The sequence below is a fragment of the Streptomyces sulfonofaciens genome (assembly GCF_014656295.1).
Taxonomy (GTDB): Bacteria; Actinomycetota; Actinomycetes; order Streptomycetales; family Streptomycetaceae; genus Streptomyces; species Streptomyces sulfonofaciens.
In genome coordinates, this window is the sequence record NZ_BNCD01000009.1 from 307340 (window position 1) to 330056 (window position 22717).

Below are 22717 nucleotides of genomic sequence, written 5' to 3' on the forward strand. Positions count from 1 at the left end.
GCCGAGGTGTGGACGGTTCGTACCGGTCCCGGCCACCGTGTGCGGCCGGGACCCGCGGTCGTTCCTTCGGTCGGTCCTCGGAGCGGCCCTCCCGCTGGTGCTGGGGGGCCGGTCCTCGGTCGGTGCGCCGTTCAGCGCTCCGCGGCGTACGCGACCCGCTCGGTCACGCCCGCGGGGACGCGGGTGGCCGGCGCGGGGTCCGTGGCCGGGACGGGCCGCCCGGCGGAGCCGGCGGCCGGTGCCGCGGCGGACGCCGGCAGCACCAGGCCGATCGGCGCGCCCGTGGACGGCGTCCAGCCGGACACCGCTCCCGCGTACGCCTCGCCGAAGGCGGTGCCGGCCAGTGTGGTCCCGGTGGGCAGGGTCGCGGTGACGGCCAGCCCGCTCGGCGCCTCGACGGTCACCGTGTCGCCGATGCGGTAGGCGGTGACGCCGCCGTCGCCGAGGGCGGCCTGCCAGGCCGCCCTGCGCTGCAGTTCGGCGCCGATGTCCCTCATCCGCAGGTTGACCACGGGCGTGTTCTCGGCGAAGAGGGCCTGGTAGCCGTCGAGGACGCCGTTCAGCACCGGGTAGGCGATGCGGTCCTCGGCCAGGTTCGACTGGTGGATGAAGTGCGGCTTCGGGTCGTTGGCGAGGACGTGCCCGAGGGCGATCCGCGTCTCCAGCGGCACGATGTGGCCGGCATAGCCCGTGGCGGTGTCGAGCGGCGCGGGCAGGCACGTGGTGGTGGCCGGATTGTCCTCGCAGATGCCGCTGCCGCCCTGGGCGCGGCTGGTGTAGATCCAGTTGTACTCGTCGACCTGCTCGGCCGCCCGCCCGGCGTTGTAGAAGACGTTCATCGGGTAGCGGGGGACGGTCGTGGCCGGGCCGACCCGGCGCTGGGCGGGATCGCGTGAGTTGTCCGAGGCGAGCCAGGTGATGTCGTTGTCGTCGAGGGCGAGGGCCAGGTTGGGGTTGTCCTCGGACTGCTGCGGCAGCACCCTCATGCCCGAGTGCTCACCGGTGACCAGTTCGCCCTCGTCCAGCGGGAGCCCGGCCCTCTGCCCCCAGACGCGGTTGGTGGCGATCTCGTCGTCGATCTCGTTCCGGCTCACCCACCGGGTGCTGCCGTCCGCGTTGGTGGCACACCGCCAGGGCACCACCGCGGTGTCCTGCACACAGCCGAGGAAGGCGTGGGTGTAGGTGTGGTTGATCCAGTGGAACGTGTCGCGGTCCGCGATCAGCTTGTCGGCGAGCGCGTCGGCGCCGTTGTTGTCCTCGCGCTGCTCGACGGTGCCCGCCGCGTTGTAGGCGAAGCTGAAGGTGAAGTCGTGGGCGGCCTGCCAGCTCTCGGCGTGGTCGACGTCGGCGGCCGTCATGCGGATAGGGTCGGGGGCGGCGCCGGAGTCCGTGCAGTCCACGTCGCCGGGCGTGCAGTTGAGCGCGGTGTTCCAGCGGTCGTCGGCGGCGAAGACGTCGTCCACGTCCACGGCGAAGTAGTTCCGCGAGGCGCCCAGGTGCACCCCGCCGGTCATCCACTCCACGATGCCGCGGGCCAGCAGCCGGAACTGCTGCTGGTACCGGTTGTACACGAACGTGACGACGAGTTCGCGCCGCCCGTCGTGCCGGTACTCCCCCACCAGCGTGCCCCGCGTCGACAGACCGGGGACGGCGGCCTCGACGTAGGGCGTGAAGTCGGCACCCGCCGCCGGCCTGGACAGGTAGGCGTAGCTCTCGCCCACGGCGGGGTCGTTGTCCTCGAAGGGCACCGGCCCGTCGAGATAGCCGAACGGGCCCGCCTTCCCCGCGGCGGTCACCTCGGCCCGCACACCGTCGACGCTTCCGGAGTAGCCGCCCGCGGTCGGGTACTGCAGACCGGCTTCGGGGCGCGCGTAGGTGTAGGCGTCGACCTGGGGGATCCCGTAGGTACGCTCGTACGCCGCGAGTGCCGCCATCTCGGCGGAACCGGCCGGGAACGGGTTGTCATTCGGCAGCACGACGGCCTGGAACCTGGCGCGCGGCCGCCCGTCGACGGTGTCCGCGAGGAGGCCGGCGTCGATCACCGGCCGGTCGGGCCGCGTGAGGTCGATCTCGGTGTACGGCGTGCCGGCCGCGGCCAGTTCGGCCGCGATCGCCTCGGTGGCCGGGCCTCCGTCGCTCGCCACCAGGACCCGCAGGTCGACGCGTGGCGCGGGGTCGGCCTGCGCCGCGGCGGCCGGCAGGCCGAGTGCGGCGACGAGCGCGCCCGCCGTGAGCGCCGCGGTGCATAAGGTCCGCTTCATTCGGTGAAGTCCCCTCCCGGGCATGGGTGAGCACGGCTCCCGCGGAGCGGACGCACCCCCTTGCGTGACGCCTGCCTCCCCCTCGGAGCCGGTCGCCGACGCATCCGTCGCGTCACATAGTGATGTCCGTGTGGAGCTTTCGTGGTCCCATTGTGAAACATGACGGAAAAGCGCATGTGTCCAACAGACCTGGTTTCCAGGCGAATTGAGCGCTCCGCTAGCGCCGCGGAGCGCGGGGCGCGGCGGCCGAGGGGGCCCGGGCGCTGGTCCGGGCCGGGTGCGGGGCACCGGCGGGCCGGTCGGGCCCGCCGGGCCGGGCATCAGTGGTCTATACCAGAACACCTGCCTGATCGCAGGCTGTTTCAGGTCACCGCCACCTCGGCCGCCCTCGCCGCGGACGGGCCGTCAGGCGCAAAGCACCCGCGTCTCGGGGGTGTAGACCGGACCGCCGCTGATGTTCGTGCTGTCGCTGAACTCGGCGTAGAAGTACGAGTAGAAGCCGATGTTGCCGTTGCAGCCGGAGTCGGCGGCGATCTGGAGCGTCAGCGTGACGGTACGGCTCTGGCCGGGCGGAATGGTGGCACCGTAGTTGGCACCGAGGTCGGCGGGGCCCGTCCCGGAGCAGGGGGTGGGGCCGGCGGTCGTGGCCAGGGAGCAGCCGGTGAAGCTGTACTTCAGGTCGGGGCGCTGGGTGGTCAGCCAGGTCGGCTCTATGGTCTGGTACACGAACCACACGTCGTAGGTGTGGTGATTGGTGATCGTCATCGACAGGTTCACCGCGCCGCCCGGCGTGGTGGTGGCACTGTCGGTGGCGAACGCCAGATCGGCCGGCGCCGGGTCGGCCGCGCTCGCGCTGGGCACCAGACCGAACACGGCGAGGACGAGGGCGAGGGCGGCGCTGAGGCCGAGACGTCTCATCAGTGGTGATCGCATGGCCCGGGAGGCTATGCGGGCGGCGGGCGCACCGTCTCTCCCACCGGGGGCACACCCGGCACCACTCGGCCGGAAGTGTGTGTTGTGTGAAGGCAACGTGTTGAACTTGTGGCGGACCTGAGGAGGGGCATCCACGCACGGCAGGGAGAGTGCGACGGTCGGCTCGATGCGGCCGGTGCGGCCGGACGACGCCGCGGCGCGGGCGGGGGCTTTTGGCGTGTATCGGTCCCGAGGGGACCTCCCGGCGCCCGGCGCGCTGCGGAGGTTCCCGGCCATCCGCAGCATTCCGGCCCGTTCACCGCCCCTCGCCACGCGCACGCGCGCCGGGGCTTCGAGGGCGCGCATGCGTGCCGGGGCTTCGAGGGCGCGCATGCGTGCCGGGGCTTCGAGGGCGCGCGTCCGCCCGCGCCTTGGAGGGTGCGCACGCGCCCCGCACGGTCGACGGCACGCTGCCGGGGGCCGCGCCGCAGGACGGCGGGTCCCGTCGAGCGTCCCGTCGAGCGGCGGGCGGAGGCGGGGGCGGGCCGGCGGCGCTCCCGCGCCCCGGGGCCCGCACCGGTTCCGAGCCGGGGCCCGCACCGGTTCCGCACCGGTTGGGAGCCGGTTCCGCACCGTTGCGAGCCGTCGGCGGAGGCCGGCTCAGCGACCCCGCCGCCCGGGCGGCAGAGCGGTGTGCCGGGACAGCCCCCGAACACACTTGGCATAGGTCATGTCTTGCTGGGCACGCGCTTCTCACACGAGCTTCACTTGCCGACCCTATGGACGAGGCCATGCCGACACCAGAAAGCGAAGCTGCACCAAGTGGGCATCTCCGCAAGAAGAAACGTATCTCCGCACCGGAGGCGATGCGCCGTGCGACGCGGCGACTCGCTGCCGGGCAGGGCACCCTACGACGACCAGGTCGTGCAGGCCCTCGAAAACGACCGATGCCCGCACGGCCCGGCCCACCCAACTCGCGGACTGCCTTGAGTTCAACCCCGAAGCTCGGACACGACGAGGACGATCTGCTGCGCGAGGCGGCACCGGGGCCCACGCGGATTCGTGACCTCAATGAACTCAGTGAACTCAGTGAACTCGCCAGGGCGAATCCTGACGCGCACAACGGGAAAGCGCGCGGTTGGTGAGCTGACCACCCCATGAGGTGATCGCACGTCAGCAAGGGAGCAGAGGAACGATGGACCGCCTCGCCCCTGCCGCACCAAGCACCATGGCCCGCGAACGGACGAAGACTGCTTCCTGAACAGGTCGTTCCTGGTGAAGCGGGGTAAGGCAACCGCCTTCTCACAGGCGGTGGCCGACGAGCCGCGAGTTCTCGGTTGAAGGGGTCGCTGCCGCCCTACGGTTTCCACCCGAGGACATCGGCTCCCGAATGGGATCAGGGTGCCGGTCCCGGGATTGAACAGGACGGACTCGCGGGTTTCGCCAGTCAGGTTCTCGCCCTCCCGGCCGTGCCCGCACGCGGAGTGCCCTGGGTTCTCCGCCAGGCCCTCCTGGCCGCCGAGCAGGAGTTCCACGACCCGGGGCCCGCACCTGGCCGATCGGCCGGACTGGAGCAGGAACTCGTCGCGGATCGGATGGCTGAAGAAGAGTTCGGACTTCATGAGGACGAGCCGCTCGACCGGAGTGGATCCATGACGGGGCGCAGGCGGCTCCGTCTCGTCACTCGACGATGAAGCGCGCTGCGGGCACGCACTACGGCGTCCTTCGACGTCCGTCACAAGGCAACAGCTTTCTTCACGGGAAGAACGAGGTGCGCAAGAAATGATGAGCCATACGAAAATCGGCGCGGCCCTGGTCGGGGGCTATCTGCTCGGACGGACGAAGAAGGCCAAAATGGCCATAGGTCTGGGCATGTTCCTGGCCGGGAAGAAGCTCAAGCTCGACCCCAAACAGCTCGGGTCGATGCTGGCCGAATCGCCGTTGCTCGCCGGTCTCGACGGCCAGGTTCGCAAGGAGTTGCTGGACTCCACCAAATCTGCGGCAACCTCGGCACTGAGCCATCGGATCGGCCGTCTCGCCGACTCGCTGCACCAGCGCACGCTGGCGCTCGACGGCAAGGGCGAGGAGCCCGAGGAGCGCGGCCACGAGGACGACGTCGACCCCGAGGACCATGACGGGGACGCCGCCGACCGCGGCGAGGAGCGCGAGGAACCGGACACCGAGGTGCGGTCGCATGCGCGTACGGCGTCCCGGCCCGGGGCGCAGGCATCTTCCGGCGGCAGGACCGCATCTACCTCCCCCGCGCGTACGTCCGGAAGGGCTCACAAGAGGGCGTCCGGTGCGAGCAGGACCGCCTCCGGGGGGACCAAGAAGGTCCCCTCCGAGCACAAGGCCACCGCTGGTGCGGCGAAAACGACCCCGCGCGCGAGGAAGGCGGCCTCAGGTACGGCCCGCAGGGCGAGCAAGCGAGGAGGAAGCAATGCCTGAGTCAACGATGTCGGGTGTACGGGAGAAGATTTCGGACAATCCGGCGATGGACCGGCTCAAGGAAGAGCTGCGCAACTACCTCGTGGCCCGCGCCACACACACGGTGACCACTCTGGGTCAGCGGCTCGGCGAGGGCGTCGGCGAACTCGCGCGGCCCGGTGGGCCGATAGGCGGCCTGGCCGGAAGCCTGGCCAAGGGCAGCCAGGCGCTCACGGAGGGCAAGTCGCCCGCCGACGCGCTGAAGACGGTAGGAAAGGACCACCTCAAGAGCACCTTGACGGAGAAGGTGAAGGGGCTGTTCGGCAAGGGTCGCAAGGGCGGCGGCGGAAAATCCAAGTCCGTCACCATCAGTGAGGACATCGACGTCGGCGTGCCGAAGCGCGAGGCGTACGACCAGTGGACGCAGTTCCAGGAGTTCAGCACGTTCGCCAAGGGCGTGGTGAGCGTGGAGAAGTCCGACGACACATCGAGCAACTGGAAAGTCAAGGTCGCCAAGTCCACGCGGAGCTGGAAGGCGAACGTCACCGAGCAGGTGCCGGACGAGCGCATCACCTGGACCACCGAGGGCGCGAAGGGCACCGTCAAGGGGGTCGTGACCTTCCACGCCATCACGGACGACCTGACCAGGGTGCTGTTGGTCCTTGAGTACTTCCCGAAGGGACTCTTCGAGAAGACCGGCAACATCTGGCGGGCGCAGGGACGCAGGGCGCGCCTCGACCTCAAGCTGTACCGGAAGTTCATCATGATGCGAGGCGAGGCCACGGACTCGTGGCGGGGCGAGATCCGTGACGGCGAGGTCGTGGTAGACCACGACGAGGCGATGCGGCGCGAGGAGACGCGGGCCCGCGATGAGGACGGCTCCTGTGACGGCACCGGTCCCGGGGACAACACGGAGCAGGACGGCGAGGACGACCGACCGGAGGACGGCGAGGAAGGCCGACGGGAGGACGACGAGAGCGACGACACCGAGGTCGACGAGGACGCCGAGGACGACCGACCCGAGGACGCCGAGAGCGACGACACCGAGGTCGAAGATGTCGACGAGGACGACGAGGACGACGAGGGCCGCGCGTACGACGAAGTGGAGCCCAAGGACCCTGAGGTCCTGGAGGACGAGCCGGGTGACGACGACCGCGAAGGCGACGACGAGCTCTACGAGGACGAGGAGCCGTACGACGACGAGTTCGAAGAGGAAGGCGCCCAGGACCACGACTCCGTGGGCCGAAGGTGAACGCGTCGCGCCCATGGGCTTGGTTCCCCACTTCGGGGCGCGGGGTGCGGCCTGTGCCGGCCTGTGTGGCGGCGGGACCGGGCCGCCCACCTGCTGACCGCGCACCCCTGCCGGCACGGAGCCCCCGCGCGAGCGGGTGGGAGAACTCCCTCGCGCGCACCCGGCGCGCACCAGGAGGCACACGGCGCAGGCACGCCCCCACACCCCCACGCTCCGCGCCCTCGTGTGCTTCGCTCGCGCCCCGCGTGTTTGCCGGACCTGCGGTCACCCGCCGTAAAATCACGGACACTCTTTGGCATATGCCGCAGGCAGATCCGCGCCGGGCCCGGAGCCACGGGAAGCAGGGGCCCGACGCCGACCCAAGGAGATGGATCTTTGTCCAGCAAGTTACCCACGGGCGGCCAGGACCCCACAGCGCCCCGCACCCTCGCCCTGACGACCGGCTACCTCGCCGGATACCTCACCGCAGCCGGGGGCCTCACCCGGGTCACCATGGCCGGCGCCGTGGTCGGACTGCTCGCCTGGCTCAACCGCCGGTGAACGGCTGCTGATGAACGGCTGCTGGTGAGCGATCGCTGGTGAACGACCACCGCTGAACGACCACCGGGGGCACCGTCGTCCCGCCGCACACCGGCGGCGGGACGACGGAGGCGCCGATGAAGGAACCGAAGAAGGAACAGACGGAGCCAGTGGCCGACGCACCGGGGAAGGCACCGACGGCTGAGAACCGCCCGGGCGCCCCGTGCGCACCCCCTCGGCCCCGACCGGAGCCGCGGCACGGAGATCGTTCGCAGAGAATTCGCAGAGAGAGTGGCACTGGTCCAGAATGTAGGCAAAATTACCGATCTGACCCTGGTCCGGCTCTGGTCCGGCTCTGCTCGGGCTCTGGTCCGGCTGCCCGTCTGGGAGACCGTTGTGATTGCACTGCAAACCATCGGCTACGCACTGGGCGTCATCGCCATCGTGATCGCGACCCTGGTGTTCATGATGGGCGGCCTCTCGTACCGGCGGCCTTCGCCCCCCGAGGAGAACACCACGCCGACCACGCCCCCCAGCCGCCCGAACGGCACCGAATGAGCGCGTCCACCACCCCCGGGGACCCTGCATGCGTGATCTCCCGGCGTCCGGCTCGCGAAGGCTTCAAGAGGGTCCTCGGCGCTTACACCTGACGTCCGCCGAGGGGTGCGGCGCGGGGCCGGTCCTCCTGCCGCTGTCGACGGCCGCCCCGCCCCGTACGGAACAGCCGGAGGGGCGCAGCCGACGCCGCCTTCCCGATCCAGAGGCACGAGGACCCCGACGCACCGCTGTCCGCGTGCCGCGCAGGCCACGTCCTGACCGCAGGCTCCGCGCAGGTGCGGAAGGCCGCCGAGAGGAGCCCGCCGACCGGACGCGAGACGCGCCTGCTGCCGCAGGCCCGCCGCGCCGCGCGCAGTGACGCGACGGAGGGGCCCGATCCGCCACCCCGCACAGGCCCGCACGGGCCCGCGCAGCCCGCACAGCCCGCGCAGCCCGCACAGCCCGCGCCGCCCGCACAGGCCCGAGTGGCACCAGGCGGACCGAGCGGGACCAGGCGGACCGATCGTGATTGGGCGGAACTGGGCGGAACCGGGCGGACCGATCGTGATTGGACGGAACCGGGCGGGACCGGGCGGCAGATCCGTCCGAGCCGGGACGGCAGCCCATGACGACATGGATCTCGGCGCGTGCGAACGAGGGGCGGGTCGTCAGGCGACGCACGGGCGGGCCCGGACAGCACGCGCATACGCTGGCCGCACTCCGTACCGTCGAAAACACGTGCGCCAGGAAAGGAAATCCGTGAGCAGTGGGGAGCCAGCAGAAGCGATACCGGACCACCCCTCGTCGGATGCCGGGCCGCAGCAGGCAGTGGCCACCGCACCGGCCGCACGCGGTCGCGGCCCCGTCGTCGCCGCGCTGATGCTCTCGATGGCACTCGGCGCCATCGACGGCACGATCGTCTCCACCGCAGTCCCGCAGATCGTCGGCGACCTCGGCGGGTTCTCCGTCTTCTCGTGGCTGTTCTCGGGCTACCTGCTCGCCGTCACCGTGACGCTCCCGCTGTACGGGAAGATCTCCGACACGTTCGGCCGCAAGCCCGTCCTCATCGTCGGCATCATCGTGTTCGTCATCGGTTCCCTGCTGTGCGCCACCGCGTGGAACATGGCCGCGCTCATCGCGTTCCGCGTGGTGCAGGGCCTCGGCGGCGGTGCCCTCCAAGGCACCGTGCAGACGATCGCCGCCGACCTCTACCCCCTGAAGGAACGCCCCAAGATCCAGGCCAAGCTGTCCACGGTGTGGGCGACCTCGTCCGTGGCGGGCCCCGCCGTCGGCGGCCTCTTCGCCGGCCACCTCGACTGGCGCTGGATCTTCCTCATCAACCTGCCGACCGGCGCGCTCGCCCTGTGGCTGATCGTCAAACACCTGCACGAAACGAGCCGCAGCGCCGCCGCCCGCTCGGGCACCGGGGCCGCGAGGGGGGCCGCACCCGTCCGGCGGCCCCGGCTCGACTGGGCCGGCGCACTGGCCGTGTTCGCCACCGGCGCCCTGCTGGTGACCGCACTCGTCCAGGGCGGTGTGGCGTGGCCCTGGCTCTCCGCACCGAGCTTCGCCTTCTTCGGTGGCGCCGCCGCGCTCGCCGTCGCCACCGCCGTCATCGAACGCCGGGCCGCGGCACCGATCATCCCCGGCTGGGTGTGGCGCCGCCGGACCATCGCCGCCGTGAACCTCGCGCTCGGCGCCATGGGCCTGCTGACGGTCGCGCCGACCGTGTTCGTCCCCACCTACGCGCAGTCCGTACTCGGCCTCGGGCCGATCCCCGCCGGCTTCGTGCTGTCCGTGATGACGTTGAGCTGGCCCATCGCCGCCGCCCTCTCCAGTCGCGTCTACAACCGCATCGGCTTCCGCCTCACCGCCGTCACCGGCATGTCCGTCGCCACGCTGACCCTTCTCTCTTTCCCGTTCCTGCCCTTTCCCGGACAGGCCTGGCAGCCCGCGCTGGTCATGCTGGTGCTCGGCTGCGGACTCGGCCTCTTCCAACTCCCGCTGATCATCGGCGTCCAGTCCTCGGTCGGCTGGTCCGAGCGCGGCACCGCGACCGCGTCCATCATGTTCAACCGGCAGATCGGCCAGAGCGTCGGCGCCGCGCTCTTCGGCGCCGTCGCCAACGGTGTGCTGGCCGGACGGCTCGCCCACGCGCACGGGCTCAGGCTGTCCGGCGACCTCGACTCCGTGTCACGGACCCTCGGCAACCCCGACTCCCTGGACACGGCCGTCGCCGACTACCTGCGCCGCGCCGTGGACTCCGCCGTCGACAGCGTCTTCCTCGGCGCCGCCGGAGCCGCCGTACTCACCCTGCTGGTCCTGCTGTTCGTCGCACCGCGCCGCTTTCCCGTGATCCAGGAGGAGAGCAGACAGGAGAACGCGGACGCCTCGTGACAGCGGCGGCGTCCGGGAACCCGCGACCGGCGCGCCCACTGACGGCCGGACCGGCCTGCCGTTCGTCGGCCCGAGCACGACAAGGTCGGCACCCACCCCTCCCCGCGCCCCCGACGGGGAGGAACAGGACCGACCGACCCGGCACAGGACCCGGCACTGCGCCGTCGGCTGATGGTGATCGACTCCCGGTCGCCGTCTGCCGGTCGCCGACTCGCAGTGACCGGGCCACCGGTCGCCGACTGACAGCGGCCAACCGTCGGTGATCGGCAGACAGCGGCCACCGGTCGACGGTCCGCAGACAGCGGCCAACCGGACGACGGTCGGCAAACGGAAAGGCCGGCCCGTACCCCTGTGCTCCAGGTACGGGCCGGCCTCTTACCGGAAGGTCACTTCTCGAGGTGGCTCAGTTCCAGGTCGACGTCCTCGGCTCCCCGGCCCTCGACCCTGACAGTGGTGGTCGCCGGCGGGTAGCCACTGGCGATGAGGGAGTACCCGCCCTCGTCCAGGTCGGTGAACGCATACGCACCGTCGGGGCCGCTGGTGGCGGTGCCGACGACGTTCCCGGCCGCGTCGAGCAGGGTCAGCCGGGCATCGGCCAGCGGACGGTGGTCGGCACCGGCCCGGACGGAACCCTGCAGTTGGGCACCCGCCTGCAGGACGATCTCCATCCGGGTGATCCCGGCACCGCCGACCTGGACGAAGCGGGCGGTCGGCCGGCAGCCCGCGGCATGGACCGCGACCGTGTACTCGCCCGCGGGCAGTTCGGCCAGGGTGAAACCACCGCCCGCGTCGCTCTTGCCGGTGGCCAGCACGTTGCCCGGGACATCCGTCACCACGACCATCGCGCCCTCCACGGGCAGGCCGTCCAGCGCACCGGTCACGACCCCTGCGAGTCCACCGCTGGCGGACAGCAACACGTCGTGGGACACCGGCTCCCGGCCGACCGTGACGGTGGACGCCTGCGGTTGGCAGCCGTCGGCGGCCGCGATCAGGACGTACGAACCGGCGCCCGGCACCGGAAGGGTGTAGCTGCCGTCCGACTGTGCGGCGGCGCGGCCCAGTTGCTGTCCGGTGTGGGAGATCAGGGTCAGCGTGGCGGCCGCCACCGGTGTGCCGTCGAAGCCCCGCACATGGCCGTGGACGGCGTCGCAGGCCGCCGGGATGTCATAGCCGCCGGCCGAGGCGAAGGCTGCCACCCGCTGGAGCTGTGCGGCTTCGGCGCCCACGAGGGCCGGCTCGGGCTGCGGCTCCCGCTCGGGCTGCGGTTCCCGCTCGGGCTGCGGCTCCCGCTCGGGGTGCAGTTCCGATTCGGGCTGCGGCTCCCGCTCGGAGCCCGGCGCAACACCCGCCCCGTCGGCGGCACCCGCCTCCAGAGCGGACGCCGCCTCGGCGGCACGCGCCTCCAGTGCGGAGATCTGCCGGAGCGGTACCTCCTTGATGAACAGGATCACCACGAAGGCGACGGCCATCACGATGGCGGCCAGCAGGAACACCGTGTGCATGGCGTCCGCGAAGCCCGCTTTGAAGGGTTCGGCCAGGCGCGGGTCCAGCTTCTGGATGAAGGAGGAGTCACTGAGGACACTGGCGGAACCGCCGCCGGAGCCGCCCTTGAGCATGCTCAGCACCGGCTTGTTCGCCGGGTCCGCCAGCACCGCCGGATCCCTCAGCGCGGCCTTGAAGCTCGCGGTCGACGCGGCTTCGGTGAACGCCGAGGCGATCTTGCCGCTGACCGTGCTGAAGAGCACCGAGAGGAAGATCGCCGTACCGGCGGTGCCGCCCATCTGCCGGAAGAAGGTGGACGAGGACGTCGCGACGCCCATGTCCTTCAGGGGCACCGCGTTCTGCACCGCCAGGACCAGCGTCTGCATGCAGCAGCCAAGGCCCAGGCCGAAGACGGCCATGTAGACCATGGTCTGCCACAGCGGCGTGTCCCACATGACCCGGTAGTAGAAGAGCCCCATCGCGATGACCATCAGGGCGCTGCCGATGATCGGGAAGATCTTGTACCGGCCGGTGCTGGAGGTGACCTGGCCGGAGGCGATCGAGGCGGCCATCATGCCGGCCATCAGCGGCAGCATCTCCAGGCCCGACATGGTGGCACTGGCGCCCTTGACGATCTGCAGGTACTGCGGGATCACCAGCATGCCGCCGAACATGCCCATACCGATCAGTACCCCGACCAGGCTGGTCAGGCTGAAGATCGAGTTGCGGAACAGGCGCATCGGGATCAGGGCGGCGTCGCCCATCCAGCGCTCGACGAAGACCCAGGCGATGATGCCGACCGCACCGATCACGTAGCAGGTGAGGGACCGCGTCGAGCCCCAGCCCCAGCCACGGCCCTGCTCGGCGACGAGCAGCAGCGGCACCACACCGATGATGAGGGTGAGCGCACCCCACCAGTCGATGCGGGACGGCCGCCGGGTGTGCGGGATGTTGAGCACCTTGGCGACGACGAACAGCGCGATGATGCCGATGGGCACGTTGACCAGGAAGACCCAGCGCCAGCCGACGACGCCCAGGATGCTGTCCGTCCCCGCGAGGAAACCGCCGATCAGCGGCCCGCCCACACTGGAGATGCCGAACGTCGCGAGCATGTAGCCCTGGTAGCGGGCGCGTTCGCGGGGCGAGACGATGTCACCGATGATCGCCAGCGCGAGTGACATCAGACCACCGGCGCCGATGCCCTGGAAGGCCCGGAACACGGCCAGTTCGGTCATCGAGGTCGAGAAGGTGCACAGTGCCGAGCCGACGATGAAGATGCTGATCGCGGCCAGGAAGTACGGCTTGCGGCCATGGAGGTCGGACAGCTTGCCGTAGAGCGGTGTCGAGATCGTCGAGGTGATCAGGTACGCGGTGGTGGCCCAGGCCTGCTGGCTGAGGCCGTGCAGATCGTCCGCGATGGTCCGGATGGACGTACTGACGATGGTCTGGTCGAGGGCGGCCAGGAACATGCCCAGCAGCAGGCCGCTGAGGATGGTGAGGATCTGCCGGTGGCTGAGGCCGCCCGGCGACGCTATCGGTGTGGGCCCCGCGCTCTGCGCGGGGGCTGCATGGCTCATCGTGCTGTTTCTCCCTGTCCTCCACCGACACCCCGGAGCGAGCTCCCGGGCAGTGCCGCGCATGGTGATGTGCCGGCTGGTCCTCATTGAGACGGTTCAACGACCGGACGAGCTGGAAGCGGTCCTCGGGTGGCCGTCCCTGGGGACGGCCGCGACTTCGCAGTGCCGCTCACGCCTGTACCGCTCCGGGGCGGCGAACCCGGCGCCGGTGGCGGTCAGCAGCGTGCCACGCCCGCCTTCCGGGCCCGGCCGGCGTTCGACGGGGCCCGTGGTCCGCACGGGACCCGGGCCGACGGCCGACCGTCGAAAGAGCGAGCAGGGCGCCCGCGGCCGGATCGGTGAACCACTGCGGACCGGCCATCGCGAGTCGGACCGGCAGTGGCCGATCCGCGCCGCCGATCCCGGGCGTGGCGAGGCGTTGTTCCCGGGCTGACACCAGCCGCATGAGCCGTATCACCTCGCCTCCCGCACCGGGGGCGGCCTCCGTTGCTGTCAGCCGGCGGGGGCTCGCGCCGACAGCGGTACCGGGGCGGCTGTTTCACCGCTCGTACCGGCGGGGCGGGGCCTGGTCCCGCGGCCATGGGCCACTCTCGTATCGATCGCCTGTTCCCTACGACATTTGCTTGGTCTCAGCAAGTATAGGACCAAGTGTTTGCCCTGGGCAACTTGGTGAGGCGAAGGGGACGAGGGGTGAGACGAGGGGGCCTCCGGCGCCGACCAACCCGGCAGACATCCCCGCACCCGAAGCCGGCAACCGATCCGGGGGCGCCGTTCACCCCCGGCCCGAACACGGACGGCGGGCACGACACCGCCATTGGCACCCCCGAGGAGAACCGGAAACCCTCCGCGAGCACAGGAACATATGTGCGATCGTCATCGCGCTTCACCGTACACGGGCACGACCCGCGGCCACCGCACGTCGTCCACCGCCCCGCGGGCCCACGCTCACCTGCCTGACTCGACCGGCCTGGGGGGAACGGAATGTCCTACCACCTGTGTTCGCGCGCGAGATCCGCGGCGTACACCGCACTCCTGCTCACAATGTCGATCCTGCTGTCCGCACTGCTCCCGATCGGAGCCGCGTGGGCATCCGGGGCCACCACGGCCACGCCCGCCGCCGCCACAGCCACGCGCGCGACCGCCATCGCCACGCCCACGACCGCCACCACAGCCACGCCCGCCGCCACCACCGCCACGCGCGCCACCGGCACCACCACCGCCCCCCGAACCGCCAGCGCCCCCCGAAGAACCACCGCCAACGCCACCGACTGCCCCGCCCTTCCGCTCGCCCCCTTCGGCGACCCGGGCTCCGCGGTGGGCAGGGCGACGGTCCCCGCGCAGGGGAGCGCCTGCTTCGCCTTCACCGCCGAACAGGCCGCGCTGCACAGGGTCCTGCTGGACGACCAGCACAACGAGACCGCGGCCCAGGTCTTCGACGGCGAGACCCCGTTGGACTGCTACGACACCGAGTGGAGCAGCGCCGGATGGTGCCGCCTCCCCCGTGCGGGCGCCTTCACCCTGGAGGTCGTCAACAACGGGTGGACCGAGGACGAGGTCAGCGTCGCGGTCGTCCCGCTCGCCACCACCACCGGCTGCGAGCCGGAGACCGGCACCTCCTGGGACCTCGGCCCCGTCACCGGCTCCGCGGCCGGTCCCGTGGCCGTCGTGTGCCACCCGTTCACCGGGAAGGCCGGCGAGAGGGTCACCGTCGACTTCCACACCGCCGGGTACGGCAGCAGCGAATCCTGGATCACCGACGAGACCGGAGCCCGGATCTGCCCGCACTTCAACGACGACGACAGCACGGGCTGCGTACTGCCCGGCGACGGCCCCTACCGGGTGCTCGCACGGGTGACCGACATCGAGGGAGGCTTTCCCGCCGCCTACACCCTGACGACCCGCCGGCTGTCCGACCCGGCAGGCTGCGCGGACGCCCCCGTCAACGCGTACGGGTCGGCGCCCACCACCGCCGATCCGGCGACGGGGTGCAGGATCCTGACCGCCCCGGCCGCCGGACGCTATGCCGTGTACGAGGTCCAGTCCGGGGCCCGTACCGCGCTCGCCGTGTACGACAAGGCCGGCAGGACCGTGTGCGAGCGGTGGGAGTCCCCCTGTGCGCTGCTCGCCGCCGGTGACTACACCCTGCTCACCGATCACGCGACTCTCGTCATCGACCGTTCCTCCGGCGCCGGCTGCGAGTCGGTCGACCTCGGTCTCCACCAGGGCTCCCTCGGCTGGGCCGGCGAGATCGACTGCCTCACGCTGCCGCTGCCCGCGGGCGCCCGCACGGCCGCACTGAAGGCACTGGGCGGATCCGCGCCGAGCCCCGACGCCATCGCCGTCGACGCGGACGGCGTGCAGCAGTGCGACTGGACCACGCTCTCCGAGGGCACCTGCGAACTGGGCGGGAAGGCCCCGTTCCGTGTCCTGGTCTCCACCGATGACGAGAACCACCCGACCGGCTCGTACAGCCTCGCGCTGTTCCGCACGGACGTCGCGAACGACTGCACGGCCGTCCCCGCGGGCGACTTCACCGACAGCACCGACTCGGCCCGGTTCAGCACCGGTGGCGGTGTCTTCGCCCGCTGCCTGTCCGTTCCGGCCGACGACCACAGCGCCGTCGAGAACCTTCAGCTCCGGACGGTCTCCGGCACGTCCACCGCCGAGTTCTCGGTCCTGGACGAGCACGGCAGGCGGGTGTGCGGCATCACACCCTCCCTGACCGCCTGGACCACCTGCCCCCTCACCGCGGGCGCCGCGCACACGGTGCTGGTCACCGGTCGCGACGCGGCCGCCGAGTACACCCTGACCCGTCGCGATGTCACCGCGACCGCGAAGGGCTGTGCGCCGAACCCGGCCACCGCGGTGGGCGGCCCCTCCACGGGCGGCTCGCTGGGGGCGCCCGGCCTGCTGCACTGCCGCAAGGTCACCACCGACGCAGCCGCCGACACGCTGCACCTCAACGTCCGGGACCCGCTCGGCACCGCGAACATCACGGCCTTCGACGCGGACGGCAAGACGGTCTGCTCGTCCGGAAACAAGTCGTGCGCGGTCACCGGTTCCCGCAGCTACCAGGTGCTCGTCACCGTCCCGACGTACCTGGACGCCGCCGACGCCTACCGCTTCGACGCCCTGCGCATCGCCACGGCCGACGGGCCGGCCGACGAGTGCGTGAAGGTCCCGAACATCAGCTACGGGTACGGCCCGATCACCGGGAGCCTGGACGAACAGCACACCGCCGTCTGCGCGGCGCTGCCCACCGCGTACCGCGACCGATTCGACCTGGCGATCAGCGACACGGCGGGGGGCAGCGAGACGGCCGTTCCCTCGCTGTACAACGCGGACCTGGACAACAACTGCGCCCTGTACATCCCCACCGGTTACCAGTGCTCCGTCGACGAGCCCTACACGAGCGAGGTCACCCCGGCCCTCTTCGTCCTCAGCCTGCCCGAGAAGGCGTCGCGGACCGACTACAGCGCACGGCTCGACTGCGTGAGCACGCTGTGCGGCACCGAGAAGATCACCGTCGGTCCGGTCACCCCGACGAGCGGCGAGAGCGGCACGAAGACCACGGTGGTGGTGACGGGCACCGCTCTGCACGAGGACGACAAGGTTCGGATCACCCTGTCCGGCAGGACGATCGAGTCCACGACGACCTCGGTGGCCGACGACCGGAAGTCCCTGAAGGCCGAACTGGACCTCGCCGGGGCCGCGGCCGGCAACTGGAACCTCAGCGTCATCACCCACAACAACTGGGAGTACCTCCGCGGCACCTTCACCGTCTCCCCCGCCGCGACGCTCAGGAACACCGCGGCTCCGACGACGGCAGGACCCGCGCGGGCCGATACCGGGCCCACCACCGCCCCCGGCTCCCGGGCGCCGGTGCCCGGCTCGTACGCCCACCGGACGCCCGACTTCTACGGACCGCCGCCGGCCGCCCACCGGGGTGGGGAGGCATAGAGCGGGAACGAGGGCTCGACCGGACCGGTCGGGCCCTCGTTCCGCGTGGTGCGACCGTGCCGTGCGAGCGGGCCGGTTCATCCGTGCCGGCCGTCCCGCACGGCTACGGGCCGTCCACGTCCGACCCGCCCGCGATCATGACTGATTGGCGCCCTTTGCGGACCCTGAATCCCCATTCATGCTGACAGCGGGGAGATGACAGGGATCGCGGTGAGGGGCCGTCATGTCCGGAGCGCTGTACTTTCCCGTCCTGCCGACCCGCAAGCATGCGGCAGACGCCTACCGTGCCCTGCCTCCCGGCACACAGGCGAAGGTCGCGCCGCTGTGGACCCTGCCGCCGCGTCCGGGCATGATGCCCGCTCCCCTGGCCGGGAGGATCCACGACGACGTAGGCCGCGTGGTCACCGCGCACAAGCACCGGGCAGCATGGCTGGACGCACCGTTCGTCGACGCCGACGAGGCGACTGTGCTGGCCGGCGCACTGCCGCCCGGATGGTGGGCCCTGCGGAACCTGCGCCCTGTGACCGGGCCGGGCCGGCCTGCCGCACAGCAGTCCCTCGCCCTCGCGGCCGCTCAGCACCGGGGCGACCGCCTGGGCATCCGGGTGCGGGTTCCCGACGAGTGGCACGATCGGGACACGGCGCCGACACGCCACCTACTCGACCGAGTCGGCCCCACCGTCCCCGTCGACCTGTTCCTCGACCTGTGCGCCGTGCCCTCGCCGGCCGGGACGCCGCCAAGGAGGCGCTGCGCGCCCTCGACACCCTGGTCCCGCTTGCCCCCTGGCGGACGGTCGCCGTCATGTCTGGCGGCTTCCCCGAACCGCCCGACGGATTCCGTGAAGGCACGTCGTACGAGGCACCGCGGGCGGACTGGGACACCTGGCACGGGATTCACCACAGCGGACGCCTCTACCTCCCCTTGCTGCACTACGGCGACTACGGCGTCCTCCCCGCCCGGTACACCGCCCGGACACCGCCCTCGGGCAAGGGCGGACCGTCCTGGGGCGTCCTGCGCTACACCACCTCGCGTTCGTACCTCTTCGAGAAGGTGCTGCAGCGCGGTGACCACCGCGACGCGGTCAACCGTGCGGCAGCCGGGCGCATCAGGAGCCTCACGGACTTCCGCGGCCCGTCGGCCGGCACGGGGGAAGGCTGGCTTCGCGACTGCGCCCATGGATCCGGGACCACAGGCAACCACTCGGTGTGGAACCGAGTCGGCAACATCCAGCACATGACGTTCCTCGTCAAATGCCTCGAAGAGCGTCCCGTGCACTGAACCGGCGGAGATCGCGCCGCGCGTCCAGGCCGAGGACGCCGCGGGTGTTCGCTCCAGCCGGCCCGCCGCCGTCCTCCGCGGTGCTCACCTCGCGGGGGAGGCGCAGCGGCGGTGCATCGCAGACCGTGGCCTCCGGTGAGCCGGTGAGGGTTGGGACCGCGGAGGCAGGGCGAGGCCACCCTCGCCCGGACAAGGGCACATCGGGCAGGCCGTGGGGGGATCGCCCATTGCGCGGCCGTCGGCGTCCCGGTGCAGTGCCGTCCTGCCTCGCATGCCCTCACCCTCACGCCGTCCGCAGGTGCGCCGAGCCGCCCGCTCGGCCGTCCGGACCGGCCGAGCCCGGACTGCGGACCGTGCCCCGCTTTCCCGCCATGGGAAAAGGGGGCGCACAACCCTTCGCGCTCCTGACGGGTCTGGACAGGCGCGTGACGCGCTCTCGATGCGCTGTCATGCGCCTTTTCGTGCGTTCCAGGGAGCAAGGAGCGACGTGATGCCACCGCGGGCGGGCCGCGGGGCGCGGGGCGACGGTGGCCGCGGGGCGACGGTGGCCGCGCGGGCGTGCGCCCCATGAGCACCGGCCCGGCCCACCGGGTGGTCACGTCCGGTCCGGGAGGATATTGATGAACTTGCGCAGAGCGGCAGGCGGTATCGGTCTGATGGCGGCGGTCGCGGTGAGCCTGTCGGTGACCGCGCCCGCGGCCCTTGCGGACACCGCAGGCAGTGGCACCGCCACCACGACCGGCGCCGGGCTCCGGGACGACTTCAACGGCGACGGCTACGCCGACGTCGCCTTTCCCGTGCCCGCCGCGGGACTCGCGAGCTACGAGGGCAACCAGGACGGGGGCGGTGCGGCGTTCGACGGCTACGTGGCCGTCATGTACGGCTCGGCCGACGGCCTCGTGACCTCCTCCAAGCAGGTCTTCGACCAGAACAGGCCCGATATCCCGGGGGACGCCGAGCAGGGCGACGCCTACGGCAGCTCGGTCACCTCCGCCGACCTGGACCGGGACGGGTACGCGGACCTGATCGTCGGGGCCGGCGGTGACAACGGGGACCAGGGATCACTGTCGGTCATCTGGGGAGGCCCCGACGGGCTGTCCGGCTCGACCTGGCTCTCCGAGGGCGCCACGTACGAGGACGGGCTCGGTGACCTCACCGTGGCCGGGGACTTCAACGGCGACGGTGCCCCCGACGTGGCGGCCAGTGTCCGCGGGACGAGCCTGCGCGTCCTGACCGGCCCCTTCCACCGCGACGGTACGCCGGCCGGAGGCACGCACGACGTCAAGGGCCCCGACGACGGAACACCCGATGCGGCCAGGATGAGCGACCTGGCGGCGGGCGACGTGAACGGTGACGGCATCGCGGACGTCGTCTCCGCGGGCGGCAGGGGCGACGGCAGCCATGTCGGCTACTTCAAGGGCGCGCCCGCGGGCCTCACCCCGGGCGCCACCGTCAGCGGTCTCGACGGCGCCGGCGACAACCTGGACGTCGGCGATGTGAACGGCGACCACCACGCCGACATCGTCATCGGCCGTCCGGACGGCAACTTCGGCAGCGAAGACCCCCTGCCGCAGGCCAAGGGCGGCATGGTCACCTACCTGCCGGGCAGTGCGGACGGACCCGATCCCGCGGGGCTCAGGAGGATCAACCAGGACAGCCCCGGTGTGCCCGGCGTCGCCGAGGAGAACTACGTCGAAGGCACCGTCGACGGGTTCGGCAGGGGTGTCTCGGTGGGCGACATCGACGGTGACGGGTACGCGGACGTGTCCGTCGGGGTGCCCAACGAGACCTACGACGGCATTGAGATGGCGGGCAGCGCGGTCACGTTGCGGGGCACCGCGGACGGTCTGACCGGCCAGGGCGCGCAGGTCTTCAGCCAGGACACCGCCGGTGTGCCCGGCATCCCGCAGGCCTACGACAACTTCGGGTCCGGCACCAAGCTCACCGACACCGACAGCGACGGCATGGCCGACCTGGTCGTCGGGTGCTCGGGTGAGGGCGAGGGCGGTTCCGAGGACACCTACGACGGCTCGATCTGGGTGCTGAGGGCGACGGCGGACGGCGTGACGCCGACCGGTTCGATCACCTTCGGCGCCCGCACGCTGGGCGTCCCCCAGCACAACGGAGGCGGACTGGGCTCGGAGTTCTCTTCCTGACCCGCTGCCGTGCCCTGACCTTGAGCCGGTCAACGGCTCAGAGGTCGTTCTCTCCCGATGTCTTATCCCGGAATCCGGGTTTGATCCTGGTCTGATGGGTCGCGCCGGGAGACCGTGGCTTCGCCGGTGAGGCATCGGGCCAGGCTCCCCACCCCTGCGTCGAACTGGCGGCCGGCGAGGCGATCGGGAGGGTGCCGACCCATGCGACGGGGCCGGACACCCTGCCCAGCCGCACCCCTCCACCGCGTCGGACAAGCGCCGGCGCCGCCGACTGGTGGCCAATGCCATCGGGAAGATGGTGCAGCACCCCGCCCTCACCGGAGCGGTGCGGGAGCAGTCGCGGCGGTGGAGCCGGGCCGCCCCGCCCCGAGCGCAGCCCGCCGACCGTCACGACAGGGGTCTGGCCGCCACGTCCCCGTACCTCACACACCACGGAATACAGCCACCGCTCCGGACCTGTCAGGGACTTCGAGGAAGTCACCCTGACCGAGCCGAAGTCAGTAACGCTGCGCCGGTGACCACCCGCGCGGCGTGCGCGTCACGGAGGCGGGTGGCGGAGCACCGGACGCCCTCCGTCGCCCCGCGCGGCCCGGCCGTCACCTCTGCGGCAACCCGGCGGCCGCATGACTGGAGGATCCGGTGGCCCGTCAGGGCGCCACGAGGACGGTCAGGAACTCCTCGGAACGGAAACCGACGGAGGCGTAGATCGGCTTTCCCATGTCGGAAGCGTACAGAAAGACGGTGGACGCGCCGGCTTCCCTGGCGAGCCGGACCAGTTCCTCGGTCATCAGCCGTCCGACTCCGCGCCGCCGGTAGGCGGGCAGGGTGGTGATGGCCCAGATGCCTGCGATATCGCCGGACACGTCGAGATACCCCGTGCCCACTGCAACGCCGTCGATTTCCGCGAGGTGCAGGGTCGTGCCCGGGATGCGCGGCACGAAGGGACCGGCGAACGGCGTGTACCCCAGGCGGGGCTCCTCGTTCCCCGCCGCCAGCGTGTCGACGTAGAGGTCGAGATCGGGGGCGGACAGGGTACGTATCCGTGCCTCGTGGTCCACCGGCCGAGAGGGTACCTGTGCATCGGGGGGCAGAATCATGAGCGGTTCCCGCACGCTCACGGTCAAGCCGTGCTCGATGGCCAGCCGAGCCGTGTCCGGATCGGGGACACCATGCACGACCAGGCTCCACGGAGCGCCCTTGCCCGCCAGGAAGGCCGCCGCCTCGGCCATCTCATCGGCGTCCGGCTCCGGAAGCGAGCTCACGACGGTGTTGAAGAGGGGGGTCGGCAGGCCCGTGTACACCAGGACCGTGTCGTTGGGTGCCCGATGGACATGTGCGCCGTCCATCCCGGCGCTGAGGTTTTCCAACACGACGCCGTAACGCGGCGCTATTCGTCGGAGGAGATCGTTCTGCGTGTCGAGCATGTTCATCTGCCTTGGCGGAGTGTGAGCGCGGTGGCCGACCGGGGGCGAGCCCTGACAAGCTACGTGCGGGACGGGAGCACCCTGCACTGCCCGCCACGAGCGGGTCGTTCGGCCACCCCTTTCAGCCCGGTCACCGCATGGACTTTCGAATGGGACTGTAGTGATTCAGTCGATTTCCGGCCATTCGCCACGCCGGGAGGCACGGCGGCGTAGATCGCGCGACACCGACAGCCCAGCGTTCCTCCTTCTCAGCAACCTTCCCGGAGCCACACTCCAGCGGTCGTTCCCCCAATTCGCCAATCACCGTCCGCTAAGGGCTGTCCCGTAAATGGTCTTTGACGTGTCTGGTGGCCTGGTGGTTTCTGCGTCACCCGGCCAGCGTGTGGTTGTGCAGGCGGGCGATGCCGAGCATGGCGTGGTGGACGCCGTCGCCTTTGGGACGGCAGTCGCGGAGGATCTTCCAGGTCTTCAGGCGGGCGAAGGTGTGCTCGACGCGGGCGCGGACCTTGCGGTGTGAGCGGTTGTGCTCTTCTTT

At 71.2% G+C, this 22717-nt stretch carries 14 protein-coding genes and 1 pseudogene; 10 read left to right on the forward strand and 5 right to left on the reverse strand.

The features are described 5' to 3' along the window. Positions 1-131 precede the first annotated feature (131 nt). A complete protein-coding gene (locus IE313_RS17295) occupies positions 132-2261 on the reverse strand; it encodes a hypothetical protein (RefSeq protein ID WP_189933072.1) in 2130 nt (709 codons plus the stop codon). A 405-nt stretch (positions 2262-2666) separates the two neighbouring features. Beyond that, positions 2667-3179 carry a hypothetical protein gene (locus IE313_RS17300; RefSeq protein ID WP_229924706.1) on the reverse strand — a complete coding sequence of 171 codons (513 nt, stop codon included), beginning with the start codon at positions 3177-3179 and terminating at the stop codon, positions 2667-2669. Between the two features lie 1331 nt (positions 3180-4510). On the opposite strand from IE313_RS17300, the gene IE313_RS36010 reads away from it, so the two are divergent. The 6 genes from IE313_RS36010 (at position 4511) to IE313_RS17330 (ending at position 10305) form a co-directional block, all read left to right on the forward strand. After that, a complete protein-coding gene (locus IE313_RS36010; RefSeq protein WP_268256712.1) occupies positions 4511-4867 on the forward strand; it encodes a gas vesicle protein GvpG in 357 nt (118 codons plus the stop codon). Positions 4868-4958: 91 nt separating this feature from the next. Next, positions 4959-5621 carry a hypothetical protein gene (locus IE313_RS17310; protein ID WP_229924707.1) on the forward strand — a complete coding sequence of 221 codons (663 nt, stop codon included), beginning with the start codon at positions 4959-4961 and terminating at the stop codon, positions 5619-5621. Continuing rightward, positions 5614-6852 (forward strand): SRPBCC family protein, encoded by a 1239-nt coding sequence (locus IE313_RS17315; RefSeq protein ID WP_189933078.1) that lies wholly within the window; start codon positions 5614-5616, stop codon positions 6850-6852. Before IE313_RS17310 ends, IE313_RS17315 begins: the two co-directional genes overlap by 8 nt. A gap of 375 nt (positions 6853-7227) precedes the next feature. Beyond that, positions 7228-7392: a hypothetical protein gene (locus IE313_RS17320; RefSeq protein ID WP_189933080.1), complete on the forward strand. Its 165-nt coding sequence runs from the start codon at positions 7228-7230 to the stop codon at positions 7390-7392. A gap of 375 nt (positions 7393-7767) precedes the next feature. Beyond that, the gene (locus IE313_RS17325; RefSeq protein ID WP_189933082.1) at positions 7768-7929 is read left to right on the forward strand and encodes a hypothetical protein; all 162 of its coding nucleotides are present in this window, start codon (positions 7768-7770) and stop codon (positions 7927-7929) included. 765 nt (positions 7930-8694) lie between these two features. Further along, on the forward strand, positions 8695-10305 hold the full coding sequence (locus tag IE313_RS17330) for an MFS transporter (RefSeq protein ID WP_373317011.1): 1611 nt from the start codon (positions 8695-8697) through the stop codon (positions 10303-10305). Between the two features lie 386 nt (positions 10306-10691). On the opposite strand, the gene IE313_RS17335 is transcribed toward IE313_RS17330, so the two are convergent. Then, complete coding sequence (locus tag IE313_RS17335; protein ID WP_189933085.1) at positions 10692-13364, reverse strand: MFS transporter; 2673 nt, start codon at positions 13362-13364, stop codon at positions 10692-10694. A gap of 981 nt (positions 13365-14345) precedes the next feature. Between IE313_RS17335 and IE313_RS17340 the strand changes: the two genes are divergently transcribed. From IE313_RS17340 to IE313_RS17350, 4 genes and pseudogenes are all read left to right on the forward strand, one after another. Continuing rightward, entirely contained in the window at positions 14346-17324 is a 2979-nt protein-coding gene (locus IE313_RS17340) for a hypothetical protein (RefSeq protein ID WP_189933087.1), read from the forward strand. A gap of 223 nt (positions 17325-17547) precedes the next feature. After that, a pseudogene (locus tag IE313_RS36415) lies at positions 17548-17970 on the forward strand (beta family protein); the annotation flags it as partial. 59 nt (positions 17971-18029) lie between these two features. Then, complete coding sequence (locus IE313_RS35245; RefSeq protein WP_229924708.1) at positions 18030-18602, forward strand: beta family protein; 573 nt, start codon at positions 18030-18032, stop codon at positions 18600-18602. Between the two features lie 620 nt (positions 18603-19222). Then, a complete protein-coding gene (locus tag IE313_RS17350) occupies positions 19223-20758 on the forward strand; it encodes an FG-GAP and VCBS repeat-containing protein (RefSeq protein ID WP_189933092.1) in 1536 nt (511 codons plus the stop codon). A gap of 647 nt (positions 20759-21405) precedes the next feature. On the opposite strand, the gene IE313_RS17355 is transcribed toward IE313_RS17350, so the two are convergent. Both IE313_RS17355 and IE313_RS17360 read right to left on the reverse strand, forming a co-directional pair. Beyond that, a complete protein-coding gene (locus tag IE313_RS17355; RefSeq protein WP_189933094.1) occupies positions 21406-22188 on the reverse strand; it encodes a GNAT family N-acetyltransferase in 783 nt (260 codons plus the stop codon). Positions 22189-22549: 361 nt separating this feature from the next. Then, positions 22550-22717, reverse strand: a 168-nt coding sequence (locus IE313_RS17360) for a transposase (protein ID WP_308439185.1), incomplete at its 5' end; no start/stop codon positions are given.